Origin of the sequence: Pimelobacter simplex (assembly GCF_900114845.1) — a bacterium.
Taxonomy (GTDB): Bacteria; Actinomycetota; Actinomycetes; order Propionibacteriales; family Nocardioidaceae; genus Nocardioides; species Nocardioides simplex.
The window spans coordinates 315,148-331,277 of sequence record NZ_FOUK01000004.1 but is presented as its reverse complement, the minus strand read 5'-3'; the positions used below and the strand labels follow the sequence as shown (position 1 = coordinate 331,277).

Sequence of the window (16,130 nt, the reverse complement as noted above, 5' to 3'; positions counted from 1 at the left end):
CACGTTGCGTCCGTCCCTCTTGCACGATCTGGGCCACGCCCGAGCTCACGGGCGGGAGCCGGAGAACGGAGGCGTCAGGTCAGCACGACTCAGCGATGAATCAGCAGCGCTTCGCATGGCTGCTTGACCTGCGCCGAGCACGGGTTAACGATCGAGTACGTCGACCTCGGGCCTCTCCGGCATGTCAGTACCTCCAGCGCCGCCGGCGCATCGAACTCAACTCGACCCCCACTCTCCACCAACTCATGCCCGGCCTGGCGCACGAGTTCGCCCACCACGTTTGCAACGACGCTGCTCGACCATCTTCAGCGAACGCCGGGCGTGGGAGTACGCGGCCCAAGTCATCATCACCCCAGCGGAATACTCCGCGGCGGAGCGGATGGTCGAGCACGGCGTCCACGCGAGCGCACTCGAACTCGACCTGACCCGGTCATCGTCGAGGGGTTGCGGCGCTGGTGGGGTACCCCGTCCCTGCGCGCGGAGTCGGACAGCGCCTGGGGCGCCTGGGGCGCCTGATCACGACCTCCTTCGGTCAGCCGCCGGCCAGCATCGCCATTGCTGGCCCTACCGATCAGGGCGCGGTCGGCTGGCTGGGAGTTGGCCTGGAAGTCCCTGCCGCCTGAAGCTTCCGAAGACGATCCTTCGTCAGGTAGTTCGGCACGGGCTGGTAGACCCCCCACAGGGTCACGAGCCCGGCGAGCACACAGGCGAGGGCGGCGAGGAGCGCCACGACCTTGCTTACGTGCTCCGTGAAAGCCCAGTAGGGAATGGCGGCGCCGAGGGCAAGCGGCAGAGCCGCGCGAGCGCTATAGATGCCGATCTTCGCCACCAACTCTCGGCGCTGTTCACGCTCGCTGAACGAGGAGAGGAGCTCGTCGGCGGTGCCGTATGTCAGGCTGCCGCGCTTCGAGATGTGAGTCTCGAGGCGTTCGTAGACGCCAATGTCGGGCTCATCCTTCGCGAACAGCTCGTCGAGTTCGTCGAAGACGCGCGGTCCCAGCTTCGCACCAGCCGCGCGATCGCGCAGTCGTCGCATGGCTTCGTCGCGCCACCAGTAGGAGGGACCGCCGTAGTCGTCCCGGTACTTCCTGTCGTTCAACTGCGCGTAGTCGGCTTTGGGTGCCTCCTTGAGCTTGATGAACATCAACTGGCACAGGGGCGTGCCTACGGGGATCCGCAGCGTGAAGGGGCTCTGGTTGAACAGAGTGAGCGGCATGCGGCCTGTGTAGCCGGGGTTGATGAATCCGCCGGCGGCATGGATCGAGAGTCCAAGGCGCGCGAAGCTGCTCCGCCCTTCAAGCGCCGCCGCGCAGTCGCTGGGCACGTGGAAGCGTTCAGACGTGCGGGCCAGGACCAGTTGGCCGGGCTTAATCGTGATGCTGTCCTGCGGCTTAGCCTCGACGCGGCGCCATCCACGGCTCGGGTTAAGTTCCATCAGCTGACCCAGGTTAAGGTCGATCGCCGGCGGCCGCCCGAACCTCCAGTGCGAACGCGCTCGCGGGAGCCAGTAGATGCGAGACAGGCGAAGATCGATCGAACACGGGCCAATCTGCTGCGGGTCGAACGGGTCAGCCAGATCGTCGGCCTCAAGCTGAAGCTCAGCCAGCCGCGCAGTGATCTGCTGATCCGTGAGGTACACGGAGGTCAGTATGACCCTCGAAGCCGTGGATCGCGGCGAGGGAGAAGCTCCTGACAACGTGTCGCTCGGTGTCGTAGGCATCCAGCAACCACTGCTCCTGCGGGTACCATTCGGTGCAGCCGAACCAGACTCGCTGAGGGATCACGGAGCGCTCGCGGTTGACGCCAGTCGAGTCGGTGAACAAGATCGTGAGCGGCTCGTCGTACACCATCGCCCCTTTATAGCGCTCTTCGCTCATCTTCATCACCCCTCAGTTCGACTAGCCCGATCATCATCAATCTAGAATCTAGAGGCTCGTGACAAGTTCCTGGGGAGACACGCAGAAGGCAGCCGCGAAAGATCTGTTCGGCCGCCCTCTCCGCGTTGCCCTCGCGTGCTGGATCCTCGCGCGCCAAGGGCAGCCGTTCTATCTCGGCGAGGCCCAGCGAGCGATGATCGTCTTCGGCGAAGCTCACAGCGGCGTATCCAAGGAGATCGAGGGCTTCATGGCACACGGGATGCTCACGATGTTCGAGGACGGTCGCCGGCACTACTACTCAGTTCTGGAATCGCCGTTCTGGGCGGCGTTCGCCGCCATCGGTGACGCACTTGGCCTCCAGTTGGCATTACTGGCGGAGGCGACAGTAACCAGCGCCGAACTTCCGAGCTAGGCCCTCCGTTGATGCCGCCAGGGCGGAAGCGGACCTGCGAGGTGGTGCGTCCAGTGGTGGCGCTGGTGCGCTTTCGTGGGTTCGGCACGGCTTGCTCCTGTCTCGCTGCTGCGATGCTGCCGTGCAGGTCCGACACAACCCATGTGGACAGGAGCGGACAGAGCCAAAAACGCTAGTGGCCCCTGACAGCCGTCTTGGCTGGTCAGGGGCCACTTTGCTTAACGTGCGCGAGGGGGGAGTTGAACCCCCACGTCCTTTCGGACACACGGACCTGAACCGTGCGCGTCTGCCTATTCCGCCACTCGCGCGTGAAGCCCCGCAAGGTTAGCCCAGTCCGGCCGCCGCACCCAAAACCAGGCCACGACGACCACGGCGACGGGCCGGTGAGAGGGTGAAGGTCCCGGGGCGACAGGGGGCTCACCGATACGATCGAGTGATTCGTCCGGAGGGACCAGTCGAGCGAGCCGTGCGAGAGGAGGGCAGGGACGTGGGGGGACTGCAGCGCTTCGAGCAGAAGCTCGAGCAGGCGATCTCGGGCGTGTTCGCGCGCACGTTCCGCAGTGCCGTCCAGCCGGTGGAGATCGCGGCGGCCCTCCAGAGGGAGCTCGACAACAAGGCGCAGGTGCTGTCGCGGCAGCGGCGGCTGGTGCCGAACAGCTTCGTGGTGGAGCTCTCCGAGGGTGACCTCGAGCGGCTCTCGCCGTACGACTCGACGCTGGCCGGTGAGCTGGGCGAGCAGCTGACGGAGCACGCGGAGCTGCAGTCGTACGTCTTCCCGGGGCCGATCCGGATCGGGTTCGAGTCCGCGGACGACCTGGGGACCGGGCGGTTCCGGGTGCGGAGCCAGGCGGAGGCGGCGGTCACGGGGCACTCCCGGCGGGGTGGCGGGCAGCGCACGCGGGCGGTCCTCGAGGTCAACGGCACGCAGCACCCGCTGCAGGCGCCGGGCCTGGTGGTCGGTCGCGGCAGCGAGGCGGACCTGCGGATCAACGATCCCGGGGTGAGCCGGCGGCACGCGGAGTTCCTGATCACGACGGAGCAGGCGGCCGGGATGGCGCCGGGCGAGGGTCCGGTGCACGTCGAGGTCCACGACATGGGCTCGACCAACGGCATCCGGGTCGACGGGCAGAAGGTCGCGCGGGCGACGCTGCGTGACGGGTCGCGGGTGCAGATCGGGCACACGTCGCTCGTGCTGCGGCTGCTCCAGGAGGCGGACCGAGAGGTGGACGTTGTCTGAGCTGACCCTGTTCCTGGTCAGGATCGCGTACCTCGCGATCCTGTGGATCTTCGTGCTCTCGGCGATCTCGGTGATCCGCTCCGACATGTTCGGGGCGCGGGTCCCGGCGCCGGCCGCGCCCGGCAAGCAGCCGAAGCCCCCCAAGACGTCGTCGCCCCGCCGTGGTCAGCCCACGCAGGTCGCCGTCGTCCAGGGCGTCAACACCGGCATCACCGCCGACCTGTCGCAGGCGCCGATCCTGATCGGGCGCGGCAACGACGCGGCCATCCGGCTGGACGACGACTACGTCTCCACCCGGCACGCGCGGATCGTGTCCTCCGGCGGCCAGTGGTACGTCGAGGACCTCGGCTCCACCAACGGCACCTATCTCGGCAGCCAGCGGCTCACCCAGCCGGTCCCGGTGGGCCTGGGCTCGCAGATCCGGATCGGGAAGACCATCGTGGAGCTGAGGAAGTAGGGCATGTCCGAACCCGGCAACGACTCCTCCGACGCGATGGCCCCGGACGAGCTCAGCGGCACGCGGCCCGACGCCCCGACCGAGGCGGCGGCGACGACCGAGGGACCCCCCGAGACGGTCGACGTGCCCACCCCGGCGGCCCGGCCGCTGCTGCAGCTGCGCTTCTCCGCGGTCTCCGACGTGGGCCGGGTCCGCAAGGACAACCAGGACTCCGGGTACGCCGGACCGTGGCTGCTCGCCGTGTGCGACGGCGTCGGCGGCGCGGCCCGCGGTGACATCGCGTCGAGCACCGCGATCGGCGAGCTGCGCCAGCTCGACGAGCCGCCCGGCTCGGCCGACGTGATCGACCGGGTCAACGACGGCATCCACGAGGCGCACAACGCCATCGGCGCGCAGGTCGACCACGACCCCGCCCTCAACGGCACCAGCACGACGGCCACGGTCGCCCTCTTCGACGGCAACCGGCTCGCGGTCGGCCACGTCGGCGACTCCCGCGCCTACCTGCTGCGCGACGGCGAGCTGTCCCAGCTCACCAACGACCACACCTTCGTGCAGAGCCTCATCGACGAGGGCCGGATCACCGAGGCCGAGGCCCGGGTGCACCCGCACCGCAACCTCATCCTCAAGGCGCTCGACGGCCTGCACGAGGTGGAGCCCGACCTGTTCGCGCTCGAGCTCGTCGCCGGCGACCGGCTCTTCCTGTGCAGCGACGGCGCGTGCGGCGTCCTCGAGGACGACCGGATCACCGAGCTGCTCTCCGACGGCTCGCCGGAGTTCGCCGCCATCGAGCTGGTCCGCGCCAGCCTCGACGCCGGCAGCTCCGACAACGTCACCTGCGTGGTCGCCGACGTCGTCGACCCGGCCGCCACGGCCGCCGAGTCGCCCGCCGACCTGCCCGCCCCGCTCGAGCCGATGGTCGTCGGCGCCGCCGCCGACCTGGGCCGGCGCCGTCCGCGCGCGCTGTTCCGCGGGCACCGCTCCGGCGACACGGGCGAGCTCGAGCCGGTGGCGGCCGAGATCCCCGAGGGCATCGACCACGCCATCCCGGCCGACCCGCCGCTCGACGCCGAGACGCTGCGCTACGCCCCCCAGCCGCCGCCCCGCTTCGTGTGGGCGCGCCGGCTGCTGGCCGCCGCCGTCGTGCTGGGCCTCGCCTGGATCGCCGTCGGGACGGCGTACTGGTGGAGCCAGCAGCAGTACTACATCGGCGAGGACGACGGCCACGTCGTCATCTACCGCGGGGTCAACGTGCCGGGCCTGTCGAACGTCTACCAGGTCTCCGACCTGCAGATCGAGCAGCTGCGGGACTCCACCCAGGAGCAGATCCGCGACGGCGACATGACCTTCGACAGCTTCGAGGGCGCCCGCGACGAGGTCACCCGGATCGGCGCCAACGCCCGCCAGAGCGACCCGGCCACCGACCCGACCGACACGACCGACGCGACGGACCCGACCGAGACGACCACCAGCCCGACGACCACCGCGCCCGGCTCGGACTCCGAGGCGCCGGCCGCGCCGTCCACCCAGGGCGGTGCCGCCGACCTGACCAGCGTCACGCCCGGTGGCGGTTCGTGAGCGCCAACTCCGCCCTGATGGGCTTCGTGCACCGCCGCCGGCGGGGTGCGGAGCTCTTCCTGCTGATCCTGGCGCTCGTCGTCGGGATCGGCGCCTACGCCGCGGTCGGCCTCGGCGTCGACGGCGAGGTCCCCACCAACCTCCTCGGGTACGGCGGCTGGCTGGCCATCCTCGTGGTCGGCGCCCACGTCGCCGTCCGCCTCGTCGCCCCGTACGCCGACCCGGTGCTGCTCCCCGTGGTCGCGGCCCTCAACGGCCTCGGCCTGGCGATCATCCACCGCATCGACCTGGCCCGCGACACGGGCCTGGCGAGCCAGCAGCTGACCTGGATGACGCTCGGCGTCGCCCTCTTCATCGGCACCCTGATCGCGCTGCCCGACCACCGCCTGCTCGCGCGCTTCACCTACACGTCGGGCCTGGCCGCCATCGTGCTGCTGATCCTGCCGATGATCCCGGGCCTCGGGACGTCCATCAACGGCGCGAAGATCTGGATCTCGCTCGGCCCGTTCAGCTTCCAGCCCGGCGAGGTCGCCAAGCTGCTGCTCGTCATCACGTTCGCCGGCTACCTGGTCGTGCACCGCGACGCGCTCGCGCTCGCCGGGCGCCGCGTGGTCTTCGTCGACCTGCCCCGCGGCCGCGACCTGGGCCCGATCCTCATGATGTGGGTGGTCAGCCTCGGCATCCTCGTGCTGCAGCGCGACCTGGGCTCGAGCCTGCTGTTCTTCGGCCTCTTCCTGATCATGCTCTACGTCGCCACCGAGCGACCCGGCTGGCTGGTGGTCGGCGGCCTGCTCTTCTTCGGCGGCGCGACCGTCGCCTTCCGGATCTTCGCCCACGTGCAGAACCGGGTCGACATCTGGCTCGACCCGTTCGCCGACCCCAACGGCAACGGCTACCAGCTCGTCCAGGCGCTCTACGGCTTCGCGTGGGGCGGCCTCGTGGGCCGCGGTCTCGGCGAGGGCATGCCCCAGCGGGTGCCGTACGTCGAGTCCGACTTCATCCTCGCCGCGATCGGTGAGGAGCTCGGCCTCACCGCTGTCATCGCCGTCCTGCTCCTCTACGGCCTCGTCGTCGAGCGGGCCCTGCGGGCCGCGCTGATCTCGCGCGACGGCTTCGGCAAGCTCGTCGCCACCGGCCTCGCCGCGGTGTTCGCGCTCCAGGTCTTCGTCGTGGTCGGGGGGGTGACCCGGCTGATCCCGCTGACCGGCCTCACCACACCCTTCCTGTCGTACGGCGGATCGTCGCTCGTCGCCAACTGGGTGATCGTCGCGATCCTGCTCCGCATCTCCGACCAGGCCCGGCGCCCGCTGCCCGACCTGACCGCCGACGCCGACGACCCCGACGAGCAGGCCACCCAGGTCGTGAAGGTGGTGCCGCGATGAACAAGCCGATCCGCACCGTCTCGATCTTCTGCATGTTCCTGTTCCTCGCCCTGATGGCGAACGTGACCTACGTGCAGTTCTGGAAGGCCGAGGACTACAACACCGACCCGCGCAACGCGCGCGTCGCCGAGGCGTCGTTCAGCCGCGAGCGCGGTCAGATCCTGGTGGGCGACGAGCCCGTCGCGACGAGCAAGCCCTCCGACGACCAGTACAAGTACCTGCGCGTCTACCCGTCCTCGGGCGCCCGGATGTTCGCGCCGGTCACCGGCTACCTCCAGCTCGGCAGCCAGACCGGCATCGAGCGCAGCCAGAACGCCGTGCTCACCGGCGAGGACCCCCAGCTGTTCGTGACCCGGCTCGTCGACCTGCTCAAGGGCGACCAGACCCAGGGCGGCAACGTCGTGCTGACGCTCAACGCCGCGGCGCAGAAGGCCGCCTTCGAGGGGCTGCGCGACACGCTCGGCCCGCGCGGCGAGGGCTCGGTCGTGGCGATCCAGCCCAAGACCGGGCGGGTGCTGGCGATGGCGTCCTACCCGTCGTACGACCCCAACGAGCTGGCCACCCACGACTCCAAGAGCGCGGCGGCGGCCTACGAGCAGCTCGACAAGGACCCCCGCGACCCGCTCGTCAACCGCGCGATCCAGACCCGGCTCTTCCCCGGATCCACGTTCAAGCTGGTCACCGCGGCCGCGGCGATCGAGAGCGGCAAGTACCACGGCGACGACCAGGTGCCGGCCGGCTCGTCGTACCAGCCGCCGGGGACCACGCGGACGATCGGCAACGACGGCCGCAGCCAGTGCAACCCGAGCAAGATCTCGTTCGCCACGGCGCTCGACTGGTCGTGCAACACCACGTTCGCGCACCTCGCGGTCGAGGTCGGCCCCGAGAAGATGCGCGACCAGGCCGAGAAGTTCGGCTTCAACAGCAACTACCTCCTCGACCTCAAGGGTCAGGCCCAGTCGGTCTACCCGACCGGCATCCCCCTCAGCGACAAGGACGGCGGCGGCACCCGCGAGCTCAGCGACGCCGAGACCGCGCAGACCGGCATCGGCCAGTTCGAGGTGCAGTCGACGCCGCTGCAGATGGCGATGGTCACCGCCGCGATCGCCAACCAGGGCACGCTCATGCGGCCCTACCTGGTCGAGCAGGTGCAGACCGCCGGCTTCGACGTCCTGCGCACCACCGAGCCCGACAAGCTCAGCGACGCCGTGTCGCCGCAGACCGCGCGCGAGCTGACCGACCTGCTCGTCTCGGTCGTCGACAACGGCACCGCCTCGCCCGCCGCCATCTCCGGCGTCAAGGTGGCCGGCAAGACCGGTACGGCGCAGCGCACCTCGACCCGGTGCTCCGCGGGCGGCAAGCCGCCGTACGCGTGGTTCGTCTCGTACGCGCCGGCGGACAACGCCGAGGTCGCGGTGGCCGTCATGATCGAGGAGGCGCCCGACCGGGCGTGCGACGAGATCGCCGGCGGCCAGCTCGGCGGCCCGATCGCCAAGGCAGTCATGGAAGCGGTGCTGAAGAAGTGAGTCACGCGTGAACGACGTCCAGGGCAGGTACGCCGACCAGGCCGGTCGCTACCGACTCGACTCCATGATCGCCACCGGCGGCATGGGGGTCGTCTGGCGCGCGACCGACACCCGGCTCAACCGGCCGGTCGCGGTCAAGGTGCTCAAGGCCGAGTACGCCCACGACCCGATGTTCCGCACGCGCTTCGACGGCGAGGCACGCAGCGCCGCGGCACTGCACCACCCGGGCATCGCGGGCGTCTACGACTACGGCGCCGGCGACGACGAGAGCCACCCGCCGTACCTGGTGATGGAGCTGGTCGACGGCCAGCCGCTCTCGACCCTGCTCGCCGGCGCGCGCAACAGCGGCCGCACGCTCGACGTCGCCGTCGTCCAGGACCTGATGGCGCAGGCCGCCGACGCGCTCGGCGTGGCCCACCGGGCCGGCATCGTGCACCGCGACGTCAAGCCCGCCAACCTCCTCGTCACGGCCGACCGCACGGTCAAGATCACCGACTTCGGCATCGCCCGCGCGGCCGACTCGGTCGCGCTGACCCGCACCGGCTCCGTGATGGGGACGCCGCAGTACCTCAGCCCCGAGCAGGCGCGCGGCAACCCGTCGACGCCCGCCTCCGACGTCTACTCGCTCGGCGTGGTGACCTTCGAGTGCCTGACCGGACGCCGTCCGTTCGAGGCCGAGACGCCCGTCGCCACCGCGCTCGCGCACCTGCAGCAGCCGGTGCCGCAGCTGCCGCCGAGCATCCCCGGACCGCTCGCGGCCGTCGTCCGCCGGGCGCTCGCCAAGGAGCCCGCCGAGCGGTACGCCGACGGCGCGGCCTTCGCTGCCGCCCTGCGCGACCCGTCCGTCGCGGGCGCCGCGGGCGCCGTGGGCGCGCCGCTCGGTGACGACGACGGCACCCAGGTGCTCACCGGCGTGGTCCCGCCGGTCCCGGTGCCGGTGCCCGGCCCGCGCACGCCCGCCGAGCCGATGCGCCGCCTCGACTCCCCGGCCGCCTACGCCGGCGACGACCCGGGCGAGGAGCGCCGCAAGTCGCCGTGGCCGATCGCCATCGCGGTGATCCTCCTGGTCGTCGCGGCGATCGCGGTCGCCGCGATCCTCCTCGGCCGCGGGGGTGACGACGAGCCGACCGGGGAGACCACCCCGCCGCCGACGACGCCCACGACCGAGCAGACCACCGAGGACACCCCCACCGAGCCGACCACTCCCCCGGAGCCGACCACCGAGGCGACCACCGAGGACACCTCGGTCGAGGTCGACCAGGACCAGTACACCTGCTTCAAGAGCTACCAGGACGCGGTCTCCGACCTGCGGGCCCTCGGGCTCCGGGTCAGCTGGGAGCAGGACAGCCAGCCCAACGACGGCTCGTGCGACGCCGGCACCGTGTCGCGCTTCTCACCCAACGGTGAGCTCAACCAGGGCGACCGGATCGTCGTCTACTACTGGGGCGAGCCGGAGGCTCCGAGCACCGAGCCGACCGACACCGGCACCCCCACCGACACCAGCAGCCCGCTGACCCTTCCGAGAGGTACGGAATGAGCACTCCCCCGACCGAACCCGGCTCGGGCCGGCCCGTCGTCGGCGGGCGGTACGAGCTCGGCGAGCTGCTGGGCCGTGGCGGCATGGCGGAGGTCCGCAAGGGCACCGACACCCGCCTCGGCCGGGTCGTGGCGGTCAAGCGACTGCGCTCCGACCTTGCCAGCGACCCCACCTTCCAGGCGCGCTTCCGCCGTGAGGCACAGTCGTCGGCCTCGCTCAACCACCCCGCGATCGTCGCCGTCTACGACACCGGCGAGGAGCGCACCGCGCAGCCCGACGGCAGCACCGAGGTCGTCCCCTACATCGTGATGGAGCACGTCGCCGGCCGGACGCTGCGCGACATCCTTCGCGAGGGGCGCAAGATCCTGCCCGAGCGCGCGCTCGAGATCACGAGCGGCGTGCTCTCCGCGCTCGACTACAGCCACCGCGCGGGGATCATCCACCGCGACATCAAGCCCGGCAACGTGATGCTCACGCCGTCGGGTGACATCAAGGTGATGGACTTCGGCATCGCCCGCGCGATGAGCGACGCCCAGTCGTCGATGACCCAGACCGCGGCCGTCGTCGGCACCGCCCAGTACCTCTCCCCCGAGCAGGCGCGCGGCGAGACCGTCGACTCCCGCTCCGACGTCTACTCCGCCGGCTGCCTGCTCTACGAGCTCCTCACCGGACGGCCGCCGTTCGTCGGCGACTCCCCCGTCGCGGTCGCCTACCAGCACGTGCGCGAGCCCGCCGTCCCGCCGTCGCAGCACGAGGACGACCTCACCCCCGAGATCGACGCCATCGTGATGAAGTCGCTCGCCAAGCGGGTCGAGGACCGCTACCAGTCCGCCGCGCAGATGCGCGCCGACATCGAGCGCTACCTGGCCGGCCGGCCGGTCCAGGCCGTCGTCCCCGGGGCGACCGGCGCCACCGCCGCCGTCCCGCCGACCCCGCCGCCGCCCGGACCGGGCGAGACGGCGATCCGCCCGCCGCTGCCGCCCGCCCGCGACGACGAGCAGCGCAGCAAGGTCGGCCTCTGGGTCGTGCTCGGGCTGCTCATTGCGGCGATCATCGCGACGGCCTACCTCGTGTGGCCGCGGCTCTTCGACGACACCCCCACCGACAAGCGGGTGCCGAACGTCGTGCGGATGAGCGAGGAGGACGCCCGCAGCGCCATCGGCGAGGCCGGCCTCCAGGTCGGCACAGTCAGCGTCCGCAACGACGACACGATCGAGGCCGGGCAGGTGATCGAGCAGGATCCCGCGGGCGACGACTACGTCGCGCCCGACACCAAGATCAACCTCGTCGTCTCGATCGGCCCCGGCCAGTTCGCGCTGCAGTCGGTGGTCAAGATGCCCAAGAAGGAAGCGATCCAGACGCTCCTCGCCCAAGGCATCCTGCGCCGCAACATCACCGAGCGCGAGTGCGACACCGACGACGAGAAGGGCACCGTCGTCGAGCAGGTCCCGCCGGCCAACACGATGATCGAGAAGGACGCGACCGTCGAGCTGTGCATCTCCGACGGCCCCGAGGAGGTCCCGAAGCTGGTCGGCCTCAAGCAGGCCGAGGCGGTCAAGGCGATCAAGGACGCCGGCTTCGAGCCCGTCGTGCGCGACGCCTCCGCCGACGACTCGAGCCAGAAGAAGGGCCGGGTCACCGAGCAGGACCCCGCCCCCGGCGAGCCGCTCGACCAGGGCAACCGGGTCTACATCTTCATCTCGATCTACGAGGCGCCGCCGCCGACCACGCCGACCGACACCGACGGCGACGGGCTCTCCGACGAGGACGAGGCGACCCGCGGCACCGACCCGACCAACCCGGACACCGACGGCGACGGCATCAGCGACGGCCAGGAGGTCGCCGCAGGTACCGACCCGCTCAACCCCCTCGACCCGGCTCCGGGGCAGGGCGCCGGCCGGGTGCCGGCGCTGCCGCCGGCCGCTAGCGGAGCGGCTTCGCGTACTGCAGGTCGACGACGCCGTCGTACGCCGGCGCCTCGACCCGCTCCTTGAGGTCGAGCGACCAACCGATCCCGATCTGCGGGTTCTCGGAGTCGGTGCGGTAGCCCGAGACGATCGGGTCGGACGACACGCTGCCGTAGAGCGCCGACGGGTCGCCGACGGCCTCGATGACGTAGGGCTGCGGGTAGGGCACGCCCTGGAGCTGGACGGCGTTGCCCTCGCACTTGATGCCCGTCGTGGAGATGACGCGCTGGCCGGCGATGGTGACCGCGCTGGCGCCGCCGTTCCACAGGGCGTTGACCACGGCCTGGATGTCCTGCTGGTGGACGACGAACCGGTTCAGGTTGAGCCGCTTCTCGGGCTCGACGTGCTTGTTGCGCTCGACCGCGTCGTCGACGAGGTCCTCGGGCGCGTCGGAGAGCGTGATCTGCAGGCCCGGACCCGCGTGGGGCGTCATCCCGGCCGGGTCGCGCAGCTGGGCGACCTCGCCCCGGGCCCGGTCGACGCTCTTGTCCTTGACCCCGGCGCTGAGCCGCTCCACCTCGTCGGAGAGGTCGTTGAACCGGTCCTCGACCGTGCGGTAGTTCGCCGCCTCGCCCTCGACCAGTCCCGCGAGGTCGGTGTAGCGGCCCGGACGCAGGTCGGTTCCCTCGCTGTTGGTGGCCGAGACGGCGAGCAGGCTGCCGCTGAGGACGGCCACCACCGGCGTCCCGATCCGCCACCCCAGGGAGCGCCGGCCGGACCCGGTTCGGCGGCCCGTCGTACCTCCGGCGTGGCTACCCGTCATACTGACAGTGTCCACCACTGGTCGAGCGCGCGCCCGCAGGGGCGAGCGTGCGGCCACCGAGTCTCAACGAGGAGCCCCCTGTGGCCAAGCCGACCCGCCTGTCGAAGCGCAAGGAGCGCGAGGTCTTCGGCGACCCCGACCGCGGCCCGGTGATGAGCCTGCGGTTCGCCATCGCCCTGCTGCTCATCCTCGGTGGCATCGCCTGGATCCTGTACTACTACTTCGGCGTGCGGCCCACCGACGGCTTCGGCAGCATCAACGCCAAGGGCAAGCCCAACCCGGCCGGCGGCCCGTCGTTCCTCCAGGACCTCGAGGGCAAGAACTACCTGATCGGCTTCCTGCTGTTCTTCGCGGGCCTGATCTTCTCGGCGCACCCCAAGACCCCGCTCGGCCGCGGCCGCGGCGTCGTGGTCGGCATGCTCGGCTGCTTCCTGATCGGCCTGCTGTGGATCTGCGTCTTCTACATCTTCCTCACCGGCAACGACCCGTCCGACATCCCGATCATGACCGACCTCGGGCAGAAGAACCTGTTCGTCGGCATCGGCTTCATGGCCGTCGGCTTCGCCTTCGCCACCCGCTGGGAGTAGGCCCGCCCCACCCCGCGCAGCCGCCGCCGCGCCGGTCGCCCCTCCGGGCACCGGCGCGGCGCTCGTTTTCCCACCCGGTTACCCCCAGGTTTCTCCACAGCTGGGGAGAACTACACGGGTGTCATTCATCCACAGCGGTGGAGAAACCTGGGGAAATCGACCCCGGGTCTCCCCGGTCACCCGGTCGGCCGGTCGCCGCCGCGGGTCAGAGGGTGAGGGTGCGCAGCAGCGTCCCGGCGAGGACGACGGCGCCGAGCAGGCTCAGCCCGGCGGCCTGGACGAGCGCCCGGTGCCGGCCGCGCGGGGCGAAGGCGAGGATCGCGGCGGCGAGCGCGCCGCCGACGAAGCCGCCGAGGTGGCCCTGCCAGGAGACCCCGGGGATGATGCTGATGATGACCGCCAGCACGATCGTCGTGCGGAAGACGGAGAGGTCGGCGCCGGACTTCCAGCCGGCGACCAAGGAGGCGCCGAGCAGGCCGAAGATGGCACCTGAGGCGCCGACGGTGATGCTGAACTCGCTCCCGAGCCAGTAGACCGACAGGGCGCTGGCCGCGCTGGCCAGGAGGTACAGGACGACATACCGGACCCGGCCCAGCAGCCCCTCGACGAGCGGGCCGAGCGACCAGAGGGCGAGCATGTTCATGCCGATGTGCCACGGCTGGACGTGGACGAAGGAGCCGGTGACCAGCTGCCACCAGGCCCCCTCCTTCAGACCCGGGATCCAGGTGGCGTTGGCGCCGGCGTCGCAGACCTGCTGGGTCGCGTAGAAGCCGACGTCGCCGTCCTGGCAGATGCCCCACAGGTGCACCTCCAGCCAGCTGGCCAGCAGGCTGTCACTGCCGCCGGAGGCGACGATCGCCACCCAGACGACGACATTGATCGCGATGAGCACCAGCGAGGTCGTCCCCGGGTTCGCCGAGATCACGCCGCCGTACGCCGTCTTGGCCTGGCGCACCGAGCGCTGGCCCTCGGCCACGCACTCGGGGCACTGGAAGCCGACCGAGGCGTCGCGCATGCAGTCCGGGCAGATGGGACGTTCGCAGCGCTGGCAGCGGATGTAGGTCTCGCGGTCGGAGTGCCGGTAGCAGGTCGGCACTCCGACCGGAGGGGTGCTCATCGTGGGTTCGCGGAGAGCGTCAGCCGACGAGCTCGACGGACTCGATGACGACCGGCTCGACGGGACGGTCGCCCGCCGCGGTCGGGACGGCGGCGATCGCGTCGACGACGTCGCGGCCGGCCTGGTCGGCGACCTCACCGAAGATGGTGTGCTTGAAGTTCAGCCACGTGGTCGCGCCGACGGTGATGAAGAACTGCGAGCCGTTGGTGCCCGGGCCGGCGTTGGCCATGGCGAGCAGGTAGGGCTTGTCGAAGACGAGCTCGGGGTGCGGCTCGTCCTTGAACTGGTAGCCCGGGCCGCCGGTGCCGGTGCCGAGCGGGCAGCCGCCCTGGATCATGAAGCCCGGGATGACCCGGTGGAAGGTCAGGCCGTCGTAGAACGGACCGGTCGCGCCGTTGCCGGCGTCGTACGCCTTCTCGCCGCTGGCGAGGCCGGTGAAGTTCGCGACCGTCTCAGGTGCGTGGTTCGGGAACAGGTTGAGCGTGATGTCGCCCTTGTTGGTCTTGAGGACGGCCTGCTGCGCTGCCATGGAAGTGCCTCGTCTCCGGCTGATCGGGGTGAGTGGTGCATCGGTGATGCGGACGCCCTCGATCCTACTGACCTCGTGCCCGGCACCGGTCCCGTGCCATGGTGGGATGGAGGAACGGCCCGTCCGGGCCGCGCACACTGGTCGAAGGAGAGCTCGGGATGAAGAAGCTGAAGAAGCTGGTGGTGCTCGGAGCGCTGGGCGCGCTCGTCGCCACGATCGCCAAGAAGCTGCAGGCCGGTGGCGCCGACGACGCCTCGCTGTGGCAGTCCGCCCCCGAGCCCGCCGGGACGACGACGCCCCCCGCGCCGCCCGTGCCCACGCCCCCGCCGGTGCCGTCGCCGGACCCGGCCCCCGAGCCGCAGGCCGTCGACCCGCGCGCGGTCGACAACGCACCGGAGCCGGCGAGCGCGCCGGACCCGCTGACCGACCCGCTCCCGGAGGAGCCGCAGCAGGGCTGAGCAGGGCCGCTCGGCCTAGCGTGAGACTCCGACTGGCAGCGCAGCAGGTAGTGCTGCCTGACACTGGCATGCCTCGCGACGAGTCCTGGCCGATGTTCGGGGGGAGCAGACCGCGCCGCTAGTGCCGCCCTCGGACGGCGTGAAGTCGCGACCGTTCCGTGATCACTGGCAGGTTCGAGGCCTCGCCCACCAGTACTCCAGCCCTCTGCGCGTGTCGGCGACCTGCTGCCCGCTAGGTCCCAGATCCGCCCCGCCGGTCCGGGGCGGATCTGGGACGGCAGCTCAGGCCTGGCGCAGCTGGTCGACGAACCCCCTCAATGCGTGCCGGCACGCCCACGCGCTGAAGTCGCACATCAGTCGACGGCCGGCTCGAACCCTGGGCTTCGGGCACACCGGGAGAGCAGACGTCCTGCTCTGGCCCGCGGCCATCAGTCGACGTGCTCGCCCAGCCACACCTGGTGTGGAACCGGAACACAGACTGATCCGTCGAAGACCGACTACAACCGGTACTGCACAGCTGACTACAGCTCAACCGGACGGCGACAGGTGGCTGTGCACGAGATCGGCCACGCGTTGGGTCTCGGCCATGCCGGGGGATCCAACTGCGCCACCCAGCCGATCATGTACACCTCCTCGAGCCGCTACTTCGTCTGCAATCACGTCAAGCCACAGGCCGACGGCATCAACTTCATCTACTAGCGGCCCG

At 70.8% G+C, this 16,130-nt stretch carries 16 protein-coding genes and 1 tRNA gene; 11 read left to right on the top strand and 6 right to left on the bottom strand.

What is annotated here, in order from left to right; all coding sequences use genetic code 11:
- Positions 1 to 571: 571 nt before the first annotated feature.
- Both dcd and BM223_RS29130 read right to left on the bottom strand, forming a co-directional pair.
- Positions 572 to 1,639, bottom strand: coding sequence for a dCTP deaminase (gene dcd / locus BM223_RS18415; protein ID WP_052138066.1), 1,068 nt, complete (start codon positions 1,637 to 1,639; stop codon positions 572 to 574).
- A complete protein-coding gene (locus tag BM223_RS29130) occupies positions 1,599 to 1,877 on the bottom strand; it encodes a hypothetical protein (RefSeq protein ID WP_158510145.1) in 279 nt (92 codons plus the stop codon). The genes dcd and BM223_RS29130 overlap by 41 nt, the downstream gene beginning before the upstream one ends.
- A gap of 58 nt (positions 1,878 to 1,935) precedes the next feature.
- Here BM223_RS29130 and BM223_RS18405 point away from each other — a divergent pair, with 58 nt between their 5' ends.
- On the top strand, positions 1,936 to 2,289 hold the full coding sequence (locus tag BM223_RS18405) for a hypothetical protein (protein WP_038675805.1): 354 nt from the start codon (positions 1,936 to 1,938) through the stop codon (positions 2,287 to 2,289).
- A 224-nt stretch (positions 2,290 to 2,513) separates the two neighbouring features.
- On the opposite strand, the gene BM223_RS18400 is transcribed toward BM223_RS18405, so the two are convergent.
- Positions 2,514 to 2,597 (bottom strand) — tRNA-Leu (locus BM223_RS18400).
- A 179-nt stretch (positions 2,598 to 2,776) separates the two neighbouring features.
- On the opposite strand from BM223_RS18400, the gene BM223_RS18395 reads away from it, so the two are divergent.
- Genes BM223_RS18395 through pknB form a run of 7 tightly spaced genes read left to right on the top strand, consistent with a single transcriptional unit; the run spans position 2,777 to position 11,997 of the window.
- Complete coding sequence (locus tag BM223_RS18395; RefSeq protein WP_038675803.1) at positions 2,777 to 3,526, top strand: FHA domain-containing protein; 750 nt, start codon at positions 2,777 to 2,779, stop codon at positions 3,524 to 3,526.
- Positions 3,519 to 3,983: an FHA domain-containing protein FhaB/FipA gene (locus tag BM223_RS18390; protein WP_038675801.1), complete on the top strand. Its 465-nt coding sequence runs from the start codon at positions 3,519 to 3,521 to the stop codon at positions 3,981 to 3,983. The genes BM223_RS18395 and BM223_RS18390 overlap by 8 nt, the downstream gene beginning before the upstream one ends.
- 3 nt (positions 3,984 to 3,986) lie before the next feature.
- Positions 3,987 to 5,558: a PP2C family protein-serine/threonine phosphatase gene (locus tag BM223_RS18385; RefSeq protein ID WP_075018671.1), complete on the top strand. Its 1,572-nt coding sequence runs from the start codon at positions 3,987 to 3,989 to the stop codon at positions 5,556 to 5,558.
- Positions 5,559 to 5,575: 17 nt separating this feature from the next.
- Entirely contained in the window at positions 5,576 to 6,940 is a 1,365-nt protein-coding gene (locus tag BM223_RS18380) for an FtsW/RodA/SpoVE family cell cycle protein (protein ID WP_038683004.1), read from the top strand.
- On the top strand, positions 6,937 to 8,466 hold the full coding sequence (locus tag BM223_RS18375; protein WP_038675799.1) for a peptidoglycan D,D-transpeptidase FtsI family protein: 1,530 nt from the start codon (positions 6,937 to 6,939) through the stop codon (positions 8,464 to 8,466). Before BM223_RS18380 ends, BM223_RS18375 begins: the two co-directional genes overlap by 4 nt.
- Positions 8,467 to 8,473: 7 nt before the next feature.
- Positions 8,474 to 10,003 (top strand): serine/threonine-protein kinase, encoded by a 1,530-nt coding sequence (locus BM223_RS18370; protein ID WP_052138064.1) that lies wholly within the window; start codon positions 8,474 to 8,476, stop codon positions 10,001 to 10,003.
- Positions 10,000 to 11,997 (top strand): Stk1 family PASTA domain-containing Ser/Thr kinase, encoded by a 1,998-nt coding sequence (gene pknB / locus BM223_RS18365; RefSeq protein WP_052138063.1) that lies wholly within the window; start codon positions 10,000 to 10,002, stop codon positions 11,995 to 11,997. Before BM223_RS18370 ends, pknB begins: the two co-directional genes overlap by 4 nt.
- Here pknB and BM223_RS18360 read toward each other — a convergent pair.
- Positions 11,927 to 12,733, bottom strand: coding sequence for a DUF881 domain-containing protein (locus BM223_RS18360; RefSeq protein WP_038675797.1), 807 nt, complete (start codon positions 12,731 to 12,733; stop codon positions 11,927 to 11,929). The two genes, pknB and BM223_RS18360, sit on opposite strands and share 71 nt — an antisense overlap.
- 80 nt (positions 12,734 to 12,813) lie before the next feature.
- On the opposite strand from BM223_RS18360, the gene BM223_RS18355 reads away from it, so the two are divergent.
- Positions 12,814 to 13,320: a cell division protein CrgA gene (locus tag BM223_RS18355; RefSeq protein WP_038675795.1), complete on the top strand. Its 507-nt coding sequence runs from the start codon at positions 12,814 to 12,816 to the stop codon at positions 13,318 to 13,320.
- 205 nt (positions 13,321 to 13,525) lie between these two features.
- On the opposite strand, the gene BM223_RS18350 is transcribed toward BM223_RS18355, so the two are convergent.
- Both BM223_RS18350 and BM223_RS18345 read right to left on the bottom strand, forming a co-directional pair.
- The gene (locus BM223_RS18350; RefSeq protein WP_038675794.1) at positions 13,526 to 14,437 is read right to left on the bottom strand and encodes a rhomboid family intramembrane serine protease; all 912 of its coding nucleotides are present in this window, start codon (positions 14,435 to 14,437) and stop codon (positions 13,526 to 13,528) included.
- A 19-nt stretch (positions 14,438 to 14,456) separates the two neighbouring features.
- On the bottom strand, positions 14,457 to 14,966 hold the full coding sequence (locus BM223_RS18345; protein ID WP_038675791.1) for a peptidylprolyl isomerase: 510 nt from the start codon (positions 14,964 to 14,966) through the stop codon (positions 14,457 to 14,459).
- Positions 14,967 to 15,124: 158 nt separating this feature from the next.
- Here BM223_RS18345 and BM223_RS18340 point away from each other — a divergent pair, with 158 nt between their 5' ends.
- A complete protein-coding gene (locus tag BM223_RS18340) occupies positions 15,125 to 15,424 on the top strand; it encodes a hypothetical protein (RefSeq protein ID WP_038675789.1) in 300 nt (99 codons plus the stop codon).
- Between the two features lie 321 nt (positions 15,425 to 15,745).
- A complete protein-coding gene (locus tag BM223_RS30095) occupies positions 15,746 to 16,123 on the top strand; it encodes a matrixin family metalloprotease (protein ID WP_255319145.1) in 378 nt (125 codons plus the stop codon).
- Positions 16,124 to 16,130: the final 7 nt, after the last annotated feature.

Excerpts from the sequence above, each read along its gene's own strand:
- BM223_RS29130 (WP_158510145.1), bottom strand. The coding sequence starts at position 1,877 with ATGAGCGAAGAGCGCTATAAAGGGGCGATGGTGTACGACGAGCCGCTC.
- BM223_RS18385 (WP_075018671.1), top strand. The coding sequence starts at position 3,987 with ATGTCCGAACCCGGCAACGACTCCTCCGACGCGATGGCCCCGGACGAG.
- BM223_RS18380 (WP_038683004.1), top strand. The coding sequence starts at position 5,576 with ATGGGCTTCGTGCACCGCCGCCGGCGGGGTGCGGAGCTCTTCCTGCTG.
- BM223_RS18375 (WP_038675799.1), top strand. The coding sequence starts at position 6,937 with ATGAACAAGCCGATCCGCACCGTCTCGATCTTCTGCATGTTCCTGTTC.
- pknB (WP_052138063.1), top strand. The coding sequence starts at position 10,000 with ATGAGCACTCCCCCGACCGAACCCGGCTCGGGCCGGCCCGTCGTCGGC.
- BM223_RS18360 (WP_038675797.1), bottom strand. The coding sequence starts at position 12,733 with ATGACGGGTAGCCACGCCGGAGGTACGACGGGCCGCCGAACCGGGTCC.
- BM223_RS18350 (WP_038675794.1), bottom strand. The coding sequence starts at position 14,437 with ATGAGCACCCCTCCGGTCGGAGTGCCGACCTGCTACCGGCACTCCGAC.
- BM223_RS18345 (WP_038675791.1), bottom strand. The coding sequence starts at position 14,966 with ATGGCAGCGCAGCAGGCCGTCCTCAAGACCAACAAGGGCGACATCACG.
- BM223_RS18340 (WP_038675789.1), top strand. The coding sequence starts at position 15,125 with ATGAAGAAGCTGAAGAAGCTGGTGGTGCTCGGAGCGCTGGGCGCGCTC.